The organism is Aquimarina acroporae (assembly GCF_023195925.1).
Taxonomy (GTDB): Bacteria; Bacteroidota; Bacteroidia; order Flavobacteriales; family Flavobacteriaceae; genus Aquimarina; species Aquimarina acroporae.
The window spans coordinates 422242-440127 of record NZ_JALPRE010000009.1 but is presented as its reverse complement, the minus strand read 5'-3'; the positions used below and the strand labels follow the sequence as shown (position 1 = coordinate 440127).

Below are 17886 nucleotides of genomic sequence, written 5' to 3'. Positions count from 1 at the left end.
AATAACTTTTTGAGCATTATGCATTTATATAAATTACTATTTTACATTGCTTTTAGCTCTAGTATTTCTTGTGTAGCCGGAGCAATTATGAATAAAAAGAAAAAACTTTGATTATAAGCATTTTGCAATGAAAACCAATAAAACCTCAATCTATAAACATATACTTAAATACGGGGTTATCTATGGTTTTTTATGGGCTATTAAGTATTTAACAACATATTTAATTTTCAACTCTTTAAGCGCTCCAAAACAATGGAATACTGAATCTATAATAATAGAGTTATTTTTAAACATTGGCTGGATAACTTACACAATATACCAATTTAAAAAGAACAATGATGGCTATCTGAAATTTCTTGATGCCTTTAAAATTGGCTTTTTCCTTGGTATTTTTAGTTTCATCTATAATGAAATTTGGTATCTATTTTATGCAAACATTATAAACCCAGAGTATTTAAATAGCATCTTAGAGAAGAGAAAAGAAAATATCATGCTAAAAAACCCTGAATTATCTGCAAAAGAGATTGATCAGATAACATCAGCTGCCTATACTAAATTGAAATTTAAAACAAATGTACTTAGTGTCTTATTCTTGATTATATATAACTCTATTATTGCTTCTATAGCTGGAGCAATTATGCACAAAAAGAAAAAAATGTAACCCCTAATCTAATATGAGACCTAATAATAAAACTTCAATCAATAAACATATACTTAAATATGGTTTAATATATGGATGTATATGGCTCTCATATAGAGCCATAATTTATTTATTTTTCGACTCACTAACTACGCCAAAAAAATGGATTATAGAAGGGAGTATAATAGACCTATTTTTATACATTGGCGGGGTAACCTATGCAATATACCTATTTAAAAAGAAAAACAATAGCTATTTAAAATTTCTAGATGCTTTGAAAATCGGTATTGTAATGGGTATTTTTACATTTATTTTTAATAAAATTTGGGAGTTACTTTATATAAATATTATAAACCCTGAATATTTAAATAACATCTTGGAGAGAAGTAAAGAAACTAAGATGTTAAAAAACCCTGAATTACCTGCAAAAGAGATTGACCAGATAACATCAAGAACCAGGGATAAATTCGATTTCTATATGGATTTATTTGGACTCTTATTTTACGTTACACTTTGCTCTTTTATAGCCTCTTTAGCCGGAGCAATTATGCACAAAAAGAAAAAACTTTGATTATAAGCATTTTGCAATAAAAACCAATAAAACTTCAATCTACAAACATATACTTAAATACGGTTTAATATATCGAGGTATATGGGCGATAAAGTGTTTTATTTTCTATCTCATTCGAAATCAATATAACCCAGCAAACCTAAATTTATATGCAGAATATTATAAGCATCAATTTTTATTGGTATGATAAGCTATGGAATATATACTTTCAAAAAAAGTAGTAGTGGTTATCTAAAATTTGCAGATGCTGTAAAAATAGTTATCGATATTGGCATTATAACTTCGATTTCAGTGTATGCTTGGGATTTAATAGTTGCTTATATACTTGATCCCGATTTAATAGACAATCATACAAATAATCTATGAGAAGAAATGATATTAAGAACTCCTGAATTATCATAAGGAGAAATAAAAAAAGTGATATTGACAAACAAGAATCGTTCTTTACATCCTATTTTCTTACAAAAACTAATAGGTCATATCATTTCATGTTTTATCATTTCTTTAATAGCCGGAGCCTTTATGTATAAGAAAAAAGAGTTATAATTGCATATGAATTTATCCGTGGTCATACCGCTGCTCAATGAGCAGGAATCACTTAACGAACTTTATGATTGGATCGTGCAAGTCATGCAATCCAATTCTTTTTCCTACGAAATTATTTTTATCGACGATGGAAGCATCGATGGTTCATGGGACACCATAGCTTCGCTATCACAAAAAGATCCACAGGTAAAAGGGATACGTTTTCTCAAAAACTTTGGAAAATCCCAAGCGCTTCATGCTGGTTTTGGCGTAGCAAAAGGAGATGTCGTGATCACTATGGATGCCGATTTACAAGATAACCCCGAAGAAATACCGGAGATGTATGATCTAATTACTAAAGATAATTATGATTTAATCTCGGGTTGGAAAAAGAAACGGTATGACTCGGTAATTGCCAAAAACTTACCTTCAAAACTTTTTAATGCTGCTGCAAGAAGTACCTCTGGGGTAAAACTTCATGATTTTAATTGTGGGCTTAAAGCCTATAAAAATATTGTAGTTAAAAACATCGATGTACATGGTGAGATGCATAGATACATTCCTGTATTGGCCAAAAATGCAGGGTTCAACAAAATTGGAGAAAAAGTAGTGCTGCATCAAGCCCGAAAATATGGTAAAACCAAATTTGGAATGAGCCGTTTTATCAATGGTTTTCTAGATTTAATCACCATTTGGTTTATGTCTCGTTTCGGCAAACGCCCTATGCACTTTTTTGGTTTGGTGGGCACCCTACTCTTTATCGTTGGGTTTTGCTTTGCCTTATATCTGGGTATCGACAAACTATTTATAGAAACCAAAGGCAGACTTATCGCACAACGTCCAGAATTTTATGTGGCACTTACCGCCATGATTCTTGGAACACAGTTCTTTCTAGCAGGTTTTTTAGGTGAAATTATCTTAACCAGCAAGCGAAATAAAGAACGATATAAGATCTCTGAAAAAATACATCTGTCATAAATGCATTGTTTACTAGCATACAAGTGCTATTTTTATCCCACAAACATGAAATTTAATAGTATTTTTACAACTTAAAACCCTATAGACCCATGCAAATCACAGATTCTGAAATTTCTAAAAAAGTTCAAGAATGGTTAACTCCTGTTTTTGATGCCCAAACTCAAGAAGAAATAAAGCAGTTACAAACCAAAGGTTCAGACGAGCTAACCGAAAGTTTTTATAAAGATCTTGAGTTTGGTACCGGAGGTATGCGTGGTGTAATGGGTGTAGGAACCAACAGAATTAACAAATATACTTTAGGTAAAAGCACGCAGGGCTTAAGTAATTACCTCAACCAACAATTTGCGAGCCAACAACCTAAGGTGGTTATAGCATATGATTGTAGAAATAATAGTGATACCCTAGCACAAACAGTAGCCGATGTTTTTTCGGCGAATGGAATAAAAGTATATCTGTTTTCAAAATTAAGACCAACTCCTGAGTTGTCTTTTGCTGTGAAAGAACTGGGTTGTCAATGTGGTATCGTACTTACGGCTAGTCATAACCCTCCAGAGTATAATGGGTATAAGGTATACTGGCAAGATGGTGGACAATTGGTCCCACCACAAGATCATGAAATTATTGCAGAAATAAACAGCCTGCAATATGCAGATATTAAGTTTGAAGCAGATACGAACTTAATTGAAAAAATAGACGCTGCGATAGATACTGTTTTTATAGAACAAAGCGTAAAAAACGGAAGTTTTGCAGCTAGCCAAGAGGCCAAAGATGATATTACCATTGTTTTTACCTCTTTACACGGGACATCTATCACGGCCGTACCCGAAACACTAAAGCAGGCAGGATACAAAAATGTACATATTGTTAAAGAGCAGGAAGAGCCTAATGGTAATTTCCCAACCGTAAAATCTCCCAACCCAGAAGAGCCTGAAGCGTTAGAAATGGCGATGCAATTGGCTAACAAGGTAAATGCTGATATTGTAATTGGTACCGATCCCGACTGTGATCGATTGGGTATTGCGGTTCGAAACGCAAACGGAGAGTTACAATTACTAAACGGAAACCAAACCATGATTGTGATGACGTGGTTCTTACTAGATCACTATAAAAATAATAAAGGGTTTAAAGGAAACGAATTCATAGCTTCTACCATAGTATCGACCCCAATGATGAAAACATTGGCCGATGCATATGGAGTGTCTTATTATGAAGTGCTTACAGGGTTTAAATGGATTGCAAAACTTATTAAAGATTTCCCAGAACAACATTTTATTGGTGGTGGCGAAGAAAGTTTTGGGTATATGGTAGGTGATTTTGTTCGTGATAAAGACGCAGTAACCTCTACCCTATTGGCATGTGAAATTGTAGCCTTCACCAAAGCGAAAGGCAGCTCTTTTTACAACACCCTACTTTCTCTATATAAAGAATACGGGTTCTACAAAGAGAGTTTAGTATCATTGGTTAAAAAAGGAATGGATGGTGCTGCAGAGATCAAACAAACCATGATCGATTTAAGAAACAACCCTCCTACTCATATTAATGATGAAAAAGTTGTACTAATCGAAGATTACCAAACAAGTATTGCCAAAAATATTCAAGATCATACTGAAAGTACTATTGATATTCCAAAATCGAACGTACTTATATTCTATACCGAGTCTGGAAGCAAAGTGGCAGCACGACCAAGTGGTACAGAACCAAAAATTAAATTTTACATGAGTGTGCAGGAAAATCTTGACGATTTGTCAGATTTTAATACTGTGGAACAAAAACTGGATAGTAAAATTAACGCTATCAAAAAAGATTTACAATTAACTTAATAACAGCATATGTTGCTGTTCACATATTTGAATGAATTACTTTAAACAAATTCTTCGCTTTGCGAAACCCTACAGAATTTACGGAATTCTAAACATTATCAGTAACATATTTTATGCTTTATTCGGTACGCTCTCTTTTATTTCGCTAATCCCAATGCTTAGTGTACTACTAAAAGAGACAGAACCGGTTACACAAAAACCTATCTGGAGTGGGGCTATGGGAGACCTGAAGGATTATTTGATGGATTACTCCAACTTTTTTATCACCCAAAAGTCTGAGCAAGAAGGAGAAATTTATGTACTAACCGCTATGGTAGCCTTGGTTATCATTATGTTTTTACTAAAAAACCTGTCTAACTACCTAGCCATGTACTTCATCACCTTTTTAAGAAATGGTGTATTAAAAGATATCAGAAACGAGCTGTATCATAAAGTTATAGACTTGCCATTGCATTATTTCTCTGAAAAAAGAAAAGGAGATGTAATTGCCAGAGTTACCTCTGATGTTTTAGAAATTCAACATTCTTTTCTTTCTATACTAGAATTGATAGTACGAGAACCTCTTATGATTCTTTTTACTATTATCATGATGTTTGGTATAAGCGTAAAGCTCACAATTTTTGTATTTATATTCATTCCCGTTTCTGGATTTTTAATCTCTTTAATTGGGAAATCATTAAAACGGAAATCTGGAAAAGTACAGGAAGAACAGGGGCATTTTTTGTCTATTGTTGAAGAAACACTTGGTGGTTTAAAAGTGATTAAAGGCTTTAATGCAGAAAAAATATTTACATCTAAGTTTCAAGAATCTACTGGAAGGTTCTATAAATTTTCCAATTCTTTATTGAATCGACAAAATCTAGCTTCTCCTACCAGTGAGTTTCTAGGTATTTGCGTAATCGCTGTACTACTTTGGTTTGGAGGAAAAATGGTATTTATCGAAGGAACTCTAAAAGCAGCAGAGTTTTTTGCTTATATGGGGTTAGCCTATAATATTCTTACTCCCGCCAAGGCAATATCAAAAGCTAGTTATGGAGTAAAAAGAGGAAATGCAGCAGCAGAACGTGTACTGGAAGTACTGGGTACAGAATCTCCTCTTAAAGATAAGATCGATGCAAAAAGTAAAAAAGATTTCAGTTCTGAAATTGCTATAGATCACATTTCTTTTAAATATGAAGATGAGTATGTTTTAAATGACTTTAATCTCACGGTTCCCAAAGGTAGTTCTGTGGCTTTGGTGGGGCAGTCTGGAAGTGGAAAATCTACCATAGCCAATTTGGTCACCCGATTTTATGACGTTAATAAAGGAGCCATAAAAATAGATGGTATTGATATTAAAGGCCTGAAAAAAGAATCGTTACGTGGACTTATGGGCTTAGTAACTCAAGATTCTATTCTATTTAATGATACTGTACGCAATAACTTATTAATCGGTGATGAAAATGCATCTGATACCGAAATTATCGACGCTTTAAAAGTTGCTAATGCCTGGGAATTTGTAAAAGACCTACCCAATGGTATCGATACCAATATAGGTGATAGCGGTAACAAATTAAGTGGCGGGCAAAAACAACGTTTATCGATAGCTCGGGCAGTATTAAAGAACCCTCCTATCATGATTTTGGACGAAGCCACTTCTGCCTTAGATACAGAAAGTGAGCGTTTGGTGCAGTCTGCATTAGAGAATATGATGAAAAACAGAACCAGTATTGTTATCGCTCATCGATTATCTACAATACAAAATTCAGATTTAATCGTTGTAATGCAAAAAGGAAAAATCGTCGAAAAAGGAACTCACGACGAACTTACTTCTAAAAATGGTGTTTATCAGAAATTGGTTACCATGCAGTCCTTTGAGTAAAAACATTTGATTATCAAATATATAAAAAGAAAAAAGAGTGCTATTGCACTCTTTCTCTTCACACAAATCATCTTAATTTAGGGGCTTACTCTAAAATTAAAACTCACTCTTATTAAGGAACTTTCATCTTGGGGGAAATGAAAGTGTTAATTCATTATTACAGTGTAAAGATACTGCTTTTTTTTAATTCTCCAAATAAAAAATGCATTTTATCTAAAAAATATTGTTTTTTAACGTTTAAATAACTTAAAAAACACATTAATGTAGTCTTTTTCTTACTTTTTAAAATTCTACCAAAAAGTATATAAAAGAAAAAAGAGTGCTGTTGCACTCTTTCTCTTCACACAAATCATCTTAATTTAGGGGCTTACTCTAAAATTAAAACTCACTCTTATTAAAGAACTTTCATCTTGGGGGAAATGAAAGCGTTAATTCATTATTACAGTGTAAAGATACTGCTTTTTTCCAATTCTCCAAATAAAAAATGCATTTTATCTATAAAAAACGTAAATAAACATCATTTTTAACATTTATTCTTACATTTTTCCTACAAAATAATATCATTTCAACTTTTTCTTACAGCAGATTAAACCTTTTTTATGTACATTAGTCTAAAGAGTATAATCGAACTTCTATTACTAATCAAAAAAGAGTTTATCATTGAATATTACAGAAGAAGAAAGTTTACTCTCCTCTTTACAATCTAATGGAGATATTAATGCTGCCTTTAGCAAGTTGGTAAGTTTGTATAAACAACGACTCTACTGGCATATACGTAATATGGTCAAAAGTCATGACGATACCGATGATATTTTACAGAACGTATTTATTAAGGTATATAAGAACATTGGTAAATTTAAAGGCGATAGCAAATTGTATTCCTGGTTATACCGAATTGCAACAAACGAATCTATAACGTTCTTAAATCAAAAAGCTAAAAAATTTAACATAAGTACCGAAGAACTAAGTCAGCAGTTGGTACAAAATTTGGAAGCCGATATATATTATGAAGGAGATGAAATACAATTAAAATTGCAAAAGGCGGTAGCTACATTACCTCAAAAGCAACAACAAGTATTTAATATGAAGTATTTTCAAGAATTAAAATATAAAGAGATTTCAGAAATTCTGGAGACCAGTGAAGGGGCTTTAAAAGCGTCATATCACCTTGCTACCAAAAAAATTGAAGAATTTTTAAAAGAAGGTTAAACCATTTGATACTCAGATAGTCTTATATATAGTGAAAAAAGATAAGTTACATAAAAACAACAGAGGTTTTAAGGTTCCAGAAAACTACTTCGATTCTTTTGAAGATAGACTTGCAAAAGCAATATCTTCCGAAGAGAAAGAAAACCTAATACCCAATACCAAGACAGCTTCTGGCTTTAAAGTACCAGAAAATTACTTCGATAATTTCGATAAACGTCTTGAACAGCATATAGCCACAGAAAGAAATAAAGGAAAAGTCATAACGCTATTCTCTCGTAGAAACATGTTATACCTATCGGGTATAGCAGCTATGATCGCGATTATTATTTCCTTATCTATCGATAAGAAAACCCAACTTGATTTTAATGCTATCCAAATTGCCGATATACACGAGTATATCACTGAAGGAAACATAGAATTAAGCGATCAGGAAATTGCTTCTCTTTTTGAGGAAGACATTAACTATACAGCATCGTTTGAAGAAGAAATAGTAAATGAAGAAGAATTATTGGAGTATATCTCTGAAGAGGATTTAACCGATGAAATTATATTTGTAGAATAAATCACACGCCCTAATATTGAAATAATAGCATAATGAAAAAGATAATTACACTTATTTGTTTAGTTTTTTTTAGCATAAGTTCTTTTGCCCAAAAAGGCCCAAGAGAAAGAATGAAAGCTCATAAAATAGCGTACATAACAGAAAAATTAGATTTAACACCCAAAGAAGCTCAACAGTTTTGGCCTATCTACAATGCTCATGAGCAAACGATGGATGAATTAAAAGGTAATAATCGTAGGTTGATCAGGAACCTTAAAGAAACTAATGATGGATTTGAAGGCCTTAGCGATAAACAAGCGGGAGATTTTCTTGCAAATTATATGGACATTGAACAACAAAAGTCCCAAGCCAGAAAAAAATTAATTACCAATTTGCAAAAAGTAATACCTAATAAAAAGATTCTGCGATTAATAAAAGCGGAAGCAGATTTTAACAAAAGAATACTACAAAGAATTCGAGAACAACGGAAAAGAAAAAACTGAATATAGATACAAAGAGGCGAAAAGCCTCTTTTTTATTTAAATGTAAGCTTTGCTATTCTCCCTTTACCCGCAGTAATGGCTATACTATCATTTATAAATCTTAACGTATAAAATCCCTCTTTGCTTAGCTCTTTCCATGTATTTCCAGAATCATTAGATATCGTTATACCTGTAAAACCAACAGCTACCAACTCCTTCGCTCCTCCATTGGGAACATAACGCACACAACTTTTGTAGCCCGGTTCTTCTCCTTCTGCGATTAACTGCCAGGACTTACCTCCATCATTAGTCATAATCTTGTTCCCTTTATTTAATCTGGGTTTAGTATAATCTCCACCAATTATTGCTCCGTGATGTTCATCATAAAAAGCTACTGCATATGCTCCGGTCGTGTTACTCCCTTGAAGCATAGGGGTATCAACAACACTCCAAGTAATTCCTTTATCGGATGAGTAAAATACTCTTGATTGCATTCCTCCCGAAACGATCCAGGTATGATCTCCTTTTATCGCGATATTCCCATTACTTGCCGCAAAAGCTGTTTCTCCATCTACAGTTTGAGGTAAATTATCACATGACACCTTCTGCCATGATTTTCCTCCATCTCTGGTAATAATTATAGACAAACATGCATCGGTTGGGTCTCCCATGGCAATTCCTTCCTTAGTATTCCAAAAAGCGATAGCATCATAAAATGATTTTTCATGGTTTTCAACATACACTATTTCTTCCGCTTTACTATCTATATTCACTTTTCTTAACCTGGCAGGTGCACCGATACCTAAACTAAAAAAATAATCATCCTTAAATACCACAGCACGTTGTTGAGCGACCCAATTTTTCTTTTCGATAGTATCTTGATCCAATTCAAATTGATGAAGTTCTACGTTCTGGTTAGAAAGATCTAAAAAACCGTATCCTTTATCATAACCAAAGCCTACCAAAGAATCTTTATAGATATCTATTGCGCGAATACTCACAGAGTCTTTATATAGCACCTCAATATTTACACTAGAGAAATTATGATTCATCATTTTCTTTTCTGAAGTACAGGAAATTAAACACGAGACAACTAAAACAAATATTATAGATCGCATATAGAACAATTTTGACCAAATATAACGGTATTTGATTACAAAGGTCTACCTTTGCACACCTTTAAAAATAACACGATGCGTTTACATAGAAACTTGGTTTTTGCAGTAATTGATGGTTTGAATGAAATTTTCAATGAAGGTGAGTATGCAGATAAAGTTGTACAAAAACTATTAAAGAGGGATAAAAGATGGGGATCTCGAGATCGTAGTTTTGTTGCTGAAACCGTATACGAAATCGTACGATGGAAAAGATTATATGCTGAAATTGCAGAGGTAAAAGAACCTTTCTCCAGAGAAAAATTATGGCGACTTTTTGCAGTTTGGGCCACTTTAAGAGGTATCACATTACCCGATTGGAAACAGATTGGTCACACTCCTACCCGACGCATCAAGGGGAGATTTGACGAATTAAGTAAAATAAGAAAGTTTAAAGAATCGATTCCTGATTGGATGGACGAACTCGGGGAATCAGAATTAGGTAAAAAATGGGAAAAAGAGATACATGCACTTAATAAACAAGCGCCTGTAGTTCTTAGAACCAATACCCTAAAAACTACCAGAGACAAACTGAAACATGCCTTGCTAGATGAGAATATAGACTCAGAATCTATCAAAGGATATTCTGAAGCTCTTCAACTTACTGAAAGAAAAAACGTATTTACCACGCAAGCCTTTAAAAATGGATTGTTCGAAGTACAAGATGCATCATCGCAATTAGTAGCCAACTTCCTTGATGTGCAACCAGGGCAGCGTATTGTAGACACTTGTGCCGGAGCTGGAGGAAAAACTTTACACATAGCTGCTTTAATGCAAAACAAAGGGCAAATTATTGCGATGGATATTTATGCGAATAAGCTTAAAGAACTTAAAAGAAGAGCGCGAAGAGCAGGTGCCCATAACATAGAACCCAGAGTAATAGAGAGCACTAAGGATATTAAAAAATTACACAACAAAGCCGATAGAGTTCTTATCGATGCACCCTGTAGTGGATTGGGTGTATTAAGCAGAAATCCTGATGCCAAATGGAAATTACAACCTGAGTTTCTTGATAAAATTAGAAAAACGCAAGCAGAAATTCTTGAGAACTACTCCAAAATGGTAAAACCAGGAGGTAAACTGGTTTATGCTACCTGCTCTATTTTACCATCAGAAAATCAAGAACAGGTGAATAAATTTCTTGCTTCAGAAAGTGGTAAAGATTTCACATTCAAAAAAGATAAGAAGGTACTTTCACATGAATCTGGATATGACGGGTTTTACATGGCTCTGCTAGAAAAAAAGTAAACACACTCCTCATAATCACAAATCAATTTCACTGAAAACAGGGTGTTTTTATACATACCCTATGTGCGATGTTTGTATGGTTCTTAATACTCAAATGCTATACTAGAAACCTTTACAATGAAATTGATCAATTCTCAACTAATAATTTGGTTAGTAATTCAGTTGCTACTTGTATTATTTACTATGTCTTCAGAAGGGCAAGAAAGCCTCATTATATTTTGGTTGACCCTTCCCTTCCTCATTTTAAATTGTATTGGGGTGATCATTATTGTATCTGGCAAACCTAAAACCGGAAGTATTTTATTCTTAATAGGCAGTGCCATTTTTGTTCCTATTGGTATTATTGGAGTATTTGGAGCTCGAAAAATTTTAAATCAAATCAAAGAAGAAAAATTTATTAACACACTTTAAATATGGAACTAATACAAGAATTCTCGTTGAGCAAAAAAGTCGCTAATCAATCCTTTATCATGGGTAGCATAATGTTGCTTGGTGGAGTTATGCTTTTTTTTCTCTTAGGAAACTTAACACTTATTGGTTTAGGCATTTTCTTATTGGTAATAGGTGGTCTAAATCAGAACCTAAAAATCGTAAAGGTGTATCCACAATATTTAGAGATTAAATTAGGTGTTATAGCTTCAAAAAAATTCGTAAAATATGATCAAATCACACAATTTAAAATCGCTAATAAACTCCTTTTAATACACTACAACAATGACGAAAAAAAACCAAAAAAAGTAAAAATTGCCACTAGAGCCTTAGCTCAAGAAGATATTATTACACTAAACGAGGTGTTATTGAAAAAAACCGATTTAGATGCTTCAAACAGTTTAATTACGACAGTAATAAAATAGGGAAAACTTCATCAAATATTTAGGCATAAAAAACAAAGTAAGGTGTAATGTGATAGGATTTACAATTTATGATGGTTTAAACCTTAATTAGACATTGTTTGCAGTTTTTACAGCACTTACATTTTACACATTATAAATACAGTGAATAACTAAATTATCCATTCTTAATTTTGTGCTTGATTTTACATTTAAAATAGTAAATTTGCAGCTTAATAAAAACAACACAAATAATAGAAGTATGATTCACTTCTTCGGAAACCAAAAAGAGAAGGTTTTTGCTGTTCAAACTCAGGCAGAAATTTCTTCTGAAAATGCAACAAAACTTACATGGTTATTTGGCAACCAACCTAAAATATCTTCGGCGTCTATTGACGCTTTTTTTGTTGGTCCACGTGCCGCAATGATAACGCCCTGGAGTACTAATGCCGTTGAGATTACTCAAAACATGGGTATCGAAGGGATTATTAGAATTGAAGAATTTCAGGCTGTTCCTGAAAACTTTGAAGATTTTGACCCTATGCTCTCCCAAAAGTATAAAGGTTTACATCAAGAAGTTTTTACAATTGATATCACTCCTGAAGCTATTCAGGAAATTGATGATATTGCTGCATATAATACCCAAGAAGGTTTAGCCTTAAGTGAAGAAGAAATCACATATTTGGAAGAAGTGAGTTCAAAAATTGGTAGAAAACTTACCGATTCCGAAGTTTTCGGGTTCTCGCAGGTAAATTCTGAACATTGCCGCCATAAAATATTTAATGGTACGTTTGTTATCGATGGAGAAGAACAGCCTACTTCATTATTTAAACTTATCAAAAAGACTTCGGAAACCAATCCGAATGATATTGTTTCTGCATATAAAGATAACGTAGCTTTTATAAAAGGTCCAAAAGTGACCCAATTTGCTCCTAAAACAGCAGATAAGCCAGATTTTTATGAAGAAAAAGAGTTTGAAAGTGTTATTTCATTAAAAGCCGAAACACATAACTTCCCTACTACTGTAGAACCTTTTAATGGTGCTGCTACGGGATCTGGAGGAGAAATAAGAGATAGATTAGCTGGTGGTAAAGGATCATTACCTTTGGCGGGAACAGCGGTATACATGACTTCCTACTCAAGGTTAGAAGAGAATAGACCTTGGGAACAAGGAATGGATGAAAGAAAGTGGTTATACCAAACTCCTATGGATATCCTTATTAAGGCATCTAATGGAGCTTCAGATTTTGGAAATAAGTTTGGCCAACCTTTAATCACTGGTTCTGTGCTTACTTTTGAACATGAAGAAGATGCCAGAAAACTAGGCTTTGACAAAGTGATCATGCTTGCTGGTGGTATTGGTTATGGTAAAAAGGATCAAGCGATCAAAGAAACTCCTGAATCTGGTGATAAAATCATCATCCTTGGAGGAGAAAACTATAGAATTGGAATGGGAGGTGCTGCAGTTTCTTCGGCAGATACAGGCGAGTTTAGCAGTGGTATAGAATTAAATGCTATTCAACGTTCTAATCCCGAAATGCAAAAACGTGCTGCCAATGCTATTCGAGGAATGGTAGAAAGTGAAGAAAATACTATTGTCTCTATACACGATCACGGTGCTGGAGGACATTTAAATTGTCTTTCTGAACTGGTTGAGGAAACCGGAGGAAAGATCGACTTGGATAAATTACCAGTTGGTGACCCAACACTTTCTGCAAAAGAAATTATAGGAAACGAATCTCAGGAACGCATGGGGTTGGTTATTGGTCAAAAAGATATAGACACATTAGAACGAATAGCAGAACGAGAGCGCTCTCCTTTGTATCAGGTTGGAGATGTTACAGGTGATCATAGATTCACTTTTACTTCAAAAACCAAAGGTGATACACCAATGGATCTTGCTTTGGAAGATATGTTTGGTAGCTCTCCAAAGACAATCATGAAAGATTCGATCGTAGAAAGAGATTACAATCAAGTTGCATATCATATTGATGATTTATCATCTTATCTTGAGCAAGTATTACAGTTGGAAGCTGTAGCTTGTAAAGACTGGTTAACAAATAAAGTAGATCGATGTGTTGGAGGTCGAGTAGCCAAGCAACAATGTACGGGTCCTCTACAACTTCCTCTTAATAATTGTGGAGTTATGGCTTTAGACTATAAATCTACAGAAGGTATTGCTACCTCTATTGGCCACTCTCCTATTTCGGGTCTAATAAACCCAGAAGCGGGAAGTAAAAATTCTATAGCAGAAGCATTAACAAATATTATCTGGGCTCCATTAAAAGATGGGTTACAATCTGTTTCGCTATCAGCAAACTGGATGTGGCCTTGTAAAAATGAAGGCGAAGATGCTAGACTATATGAAGCTGTTAAAGCAGTTTCAGACTTCTCTATAGCGCTAGGAATAAATGTTCCTACAGGGAAAGATTCATTATCTATGAAACAAAAGTACGCTAATGAAGAAGTTATAGCTCCTGGAACTGTAATTATTTCTGCTACTGCCAATTGTAACGATATTAATAAAGTAGTAGAACCAGTATTTAAAAAATACGGAGGAGATATCTATTATATCAATATGTCGCAAGATGAGCATAAACTTGGTGGATCTTCTTTTGCACAAATACAAAACAAAATTGGTTCAAACGCACCAAATGTACTAGATGCTGAAAATTTCAAAAATACTTTTAATGTAATTCAGGATTTAATTCGTGATCGCAAAATCATTGCAGGTCATGATATAGCTTCTGGTGGTTTAATTACCACATTATTAGAGATGTGTTTTGCTGATGTTGAGCTGGGTGCAGAAATTAACTTATCTGATATAGAAGAATCAGATACCGTAAAACTACTTTTTGCAGAAAATGCAGGGATTGTTTTTCAAAGTGCTCCCAATACAAACCTAGAAGCCGTTCTTTCAGAAAAGAATATTCAATTTTTTAATATTGGTAAGGTTACAGATAAATCGTCTGTTCAACTTACCAATGGAAATGACACCTTCAATTTTGATGTAGCCGAATTAAGGAATACCTGGTATAAAACTTCTTATTTACTAGACCAAAAACAAACGGCTAATGATCTGGCGAAAGCGAGATATGAAAATTATGCAAATCAGCCGTTACAGTATGCTTTCCCAATTCACTTTATGGGAAGAAAACCTATTATCGACAGTAGTAAACCAAGACCAAAGGCTGCTATTATTCGAGAAAAAGGAAGTAATTCTGAGCGCGAAATGGCAAATGCAATGTATTTGGCCGGTTTTGATGTAAAAGATGTACACATGACCGATTTAATTTCTGGCCGAGAAACATTGGAAGACATACAGTTTATTGGAGCTGTTGGTGGTTTTTCTAATAGCGATGTGTTAGGTTCTGCCAAAGGATGGGCTGGTGCATTTCTTTACAACGAAAAAGCAAATACAGCTTTAAAGAATTTCTTCAAAAGAGAAGACACCCTATCTGTAGGTATATGTAATGGTTGCCAACTGTTTATGGAACTAGAAGTTATAAACCCAGATCATAAAGTTCATGGAAAAATGCTTCATAATGAATCACATAAACACGAAAGCGCATTTACTTCTGTCAAAATTCAAGATAATGATTCTGTAATGCTATCTTCCCTAGCAGGAAGTACTTTAGGGGTGTGGATTTCTCATGGAGAAGGAAAATTTAACCTTCCATTACCAGAAGACCAATATCACATTGTAGCTAAATATGGCTATAATTCTTATCCTTCTAACCCCAATGGATCAGACTATAATGTGGCCATGATGGCAGATAGAACAGGTAGACATCTCGTAATGATGCCGCATATCGAGCGTTCTATCTTTCAATGGAACTGGGCCAATTATCCTGATGGAAGAAAAGATGAAGTTTCTCCATGGATAGAAGCTTTTGTAAATGCCAGAAAATGGATTGAAAACAGGTAATACTACTTGACATATATAAATGAGATGATAGTTAATTTGATGTAATACATTGAGCAACTATCATCTCAAATCTATAATATCGCATCAAAAGCGAGAAAATATTAAGGAGTTATTAAATAAAAGCTCCTTTTTTTATATATTAGGGTTGTGTATTATAAGATTTTTTATAATTTGCGAAACTATGCACGCATAGTAGTTTAAGAAAAACAAAAACTGCTAAGAATTTTTAAAACAACTTATGACAACAATTACTAGATTATTTGATTTTCCACACTATCAACTAGAGAAATTTAATTTAGATAAAGCTCTGGTTACAAAATATAATGGTGAATGGATTGCTACTTCAACTGCAGAGTATATTGAAAAAGCAAACCAAATAAGCCGAGGATTATTAAGACTTGGTGTAAAACCCAACGATAAAATCGCTATTATATCTTCAAACAATAGAACAGAGTGGAACATTACTGATATAGGTGTACTACAAATTGGTGCGCAAGATGTTCCTATCTATCCCACTATTTCGCAAGAAGACTATGAATATGTGTTAAATCATTCAGAATCTGTGTATTGTTTCGTTTCTGATGATGAAGTATTTGAAAAAGTAAACAATATAAAAGGAAATGTTCCTTCTCTTAAGGAAGTGTATTCTTTTAATGATATTGAAGGATGTAAAAGCTGGAATGAAGTTCTTGATCTTGGGAAAGATGCTAGTAACCAGGAAGAAGTAGAAAAAATTATGGCTTCGATTAAAGAAGACGATTTAGCGACCTTAATTTATACTTCTGGAACCACTGGTAGACCTAAAGGTGTAATGTTGAGTCACAAAAATGTGGTAAGCAATGCCATAAATGCAGCTACCCGTTTCCCAATTAACTCTGGAGAAGGAAAAGCGTTAAGTTTTTTACCAGTTTGTCATATATATGAGAGAATGTTGATGTATCTATATCAATATTTAGGGGTTACTATCTATTTTGCTGAATCGCTTGAAACTATAAGCGATAACCTTAAAGAAGTAAAACCAGATGTAATGACGGCAGTACCTAGACTTCTTGAAAAGGTATATGACAAGATTATTGCAAAAGGAGCAGATTTAACTGGTTTAAAGAAAAAATTATTCTTCTGGGCTGTAGAGCTCGGGTTAAAATATGAACCGTATGGTGCTAATGGTTGGTGGTATGAAAAAAGATTGGGACTTGCTCGCAAATTAATTTTTAGCAAATGGCAAGAAGCTCTGGGAGGTAATTTAAAAGTAATTGCTTCAGGAAGTGCTGCACTACAACCTAGACTAGCAAGAGTTTTTAATGCTGCAGGAATGGCCGTTATGGAAGGTTATGGTCTTACTGAAACTTCGCCGGTAATCTCTGTTAACGATTTACGAGACAATGGCTTTAAAATTGGTACAGTTGGAAGAATGATCCCAGACACCGAAGTAAAAATCGCAGATGATGGCGAGATTTTGGTAAAAGGACCTCAGGTAATGCAAGGTTACTATAAAGACCCAGAAAAAACTAACGAAGTACTAAAGGATGGATATTTCCATACAGGAGATATAGGAGAAATCGATAGCGAAGGCTTTTTACGCATTACAGATCGTAAAAAAGAAATGTTTAAAACTTCTGGAGGTAAATATGTAGCTCCTCAAATTATCGAAAACGCTATGAAACAGTCTCGTTTTATAGAACAAATCATGGTAATTGGAGAAGGTGAAAAAATGCCCGCTGCTTTTATTCAACCTAATTTCGAATTTTTACAGGATTGGGCAGAACGCAAAGGAATTAAAGTTGGCGATTCTTTTGACGACATTATCGCAAATCAAACAGTAATCGATCGTTATCAAGAAGAGATAGACGAACACAATGAAAAATTTGGTAAATGGGAACGTGTAAAGAAATTTGAACTTACACCAGACGAATGGAGTATCGATGCTGGTCATCTAACCCCGACCATGAAACTAAGAAGAAAAATAATCAAAGAAAAATATAGTGCGTTATACGCGAAGATTTATGGCTAATTCAATTTACTGATTACATTATTAATTATATACAAGCTTAACTGTAAATCAGTAAACTCCTCATTTTATGAGGAGTTTTTTTATTAAT

General features: G+C 33.9%; 14 protein-coding genes. 13 read left to right on the top strand and 1 reads right to left on the bottom strand.

All coding sequences use genetic code 11. The features are described 5' to 3' along the window. Window positions 1-127: 127 nt before the first annotated feature. The 8 genes from M0D21_RS15790 to M0D21_RS15755 all read left to right on the top strand — a co-directional run bounded on the left by M0D21_RS15790 (window position 128) and on the right by M0D21_RS15755 (window position 8648). Window positions 128-661: a DUF4199 domain-containing protein gene (locus M0D21_RS15790; protein ID WP_248331254.1), complete on the top strand. Its 534-nt coding sequence runs from the start codon at window positions 128-130 to the stop codon at window positions 659-661. Window positions 662-674: 13 nt separating this feature from the next. Beyond that, window positions 675-1211 (top strand): DUF4199 domain-containing protein, encoded by a 537-nt coding sequence (locus M0D21_RS15785; RefSeq protein ID WP_248331252.1) that lies wholly within the window; start codon window positions 675-677, stop codon window positions 1209-1211. Between the two features lie 552 nt (window positions 1212-1763). Further along, on the top strand, window positions 1764-2714 hold the full coding sequence (locus M0D21_RS15780; RefSeq protein ID WP_248331250.1) for a glycosyltransferase family 2 protein: 951 nt from the start codon (window positions 1764-1766) through the stop codon (window positions 2712-2714). An 89-nt stretch (window positions 2715-2803) separates the two neighbouring features. Then, window positions 2804-4534, top strand: a complete 1731-nt coding sequence (locus tag M0D21_RS15775; protein WP_248331248.1) for a phospho-sugar mutase — start codon at window positions 2804-2806, stop codon at window positions 4532-4534. 31 nt (window positions 4535-4565) lie between these two features. Then, entirely contained in the window at window positions 4566-6395 is a 1830-nt protein-coding gene (locus M0D21_RS15770; RefSeq protein WP_248331246.1) for an ABC transporter ATP-binding protein, read from the top strand. A gap of 666 nt (window positions 6396-7061) precedes the next feature. After that, on the top strand, window positions 7062-7604 hold the full coding sequence (locus M0D21_RS15765; protein WP_248331277.1) for an RNA polymerase sigma factor: 543 nt from the start codon (window positions 7062-7064) through the stop codon (window positions 7602-7604). A 31-nt stretch (window positions 7605-7635) separates the two neighbouring features. Further along, window positions 7636-8166 (top strand): hypothetical protein, encoded by a 531-nt coding sequence (locus M0D21_RS15760; RefSeq protein ID WP_248331245.1) that lies wholly within the window; start codon window positions 7636-7638, stop codon window positions 8164-8166. A 32-nt stretch (window positions 8167-8198) separates the two neighbouring features. Next, window positions 8199-8648, top strand: coding sequence for a hypothetical protein (locus tag M0D21_RS15755; RefSeq protein WP_248331242.1), 450 nt, complete (start codon window positions 8199-8201; stop codon window positions 8646-8648). 32 nt (window positions 8649-8680) lie between these two features. On the opposite strand, the gene M0D21_RS15750 is transcribed toward M0D21_RS15755, so the two are convergent. Further along, window positions 8681-9745 (bottom strand): WD40/YVTN/BNR-like repeat-containing protein, encoded by a 1065-nt coding sequence (locus tag M0D21_RS15750; protein ID WP_248331240.1) that lies wholly within the window; start codon window positions 9743-9745, stop codon window positions 8681-8683. A gap of 75 nt (window positions 9746-9820) precedes the next feature. On the opposite strand from M0D21_RS15750, the gene M0D21_RS15745 reads away from it, so the two are divergent. The 5 genes from M0D21_RS15745 to M0D21_RS15725 all read left to right on the top strand — a co-directional run bounded on the left by M0D21_RS15745 (window position 9821) and on the right by M0D21_RS15725 (window position 17798). Beyond that, window positions 9821-11029: an RsmB/NOP family class I SAM-dependent RNA methyltransferase gene (locus M0D21_RS15745; protein ID WP_248331238.1), complete on the top strand. Its 1209-nt coding sequence runs from the start codon at window positions 9821-9823 to the stop codon at window positions 11027-11029. A gap of 117 nt (window positions 11030-11146) precedes the next feature. Further along, window positions 11147-11440: a hypothetical protein gene (locus M0D21_RS15740; protein ID WP_248331236.1), complete on the top strand. Its 294-nt coding sequence runs from the start codon at window positions 11147-11149 to the stop codon at window positions 11438-11440. A gap of 2 nt (window positions 11441-11442) precedes the next feature. Then, entirely contained in the window at window positions 11443-11883 is a 441-nt protein-coding gene (locus M0D21_RS15735; protein WP_248331235.1) for a hypothetical protein, read from the top strand. 238 nt (window positions 11884-12121) lie between these two features. Then, window positions 12122-15787 (top strand): phosphoribosylformylglycinamidine synthase, encoded by a 3666-nt coding sequence (gene purL / locus M0D21_RS15730; protein WP_248331233.1) that lies wholly within the window; start codon window positions 12122-12124, stop codon window positions 15785-15787. A gap of 238 nt (window positions 15788-16025) precedes the next feature. Next, the gene (locus M0D21_RS15725) at window positions 16026-17798 is read left to right on the top strand and encodes an AMP-dependent synthetase/ligase (RefSeq protein ID WP_248331231.1); all 1773 of its coding nucleotides are present in this window, start codon (window positions 16026-16028) and stop codon (window positions 17796-17798) included. Window positions 17799-17886: the final 88 nt, after the last annotated feature.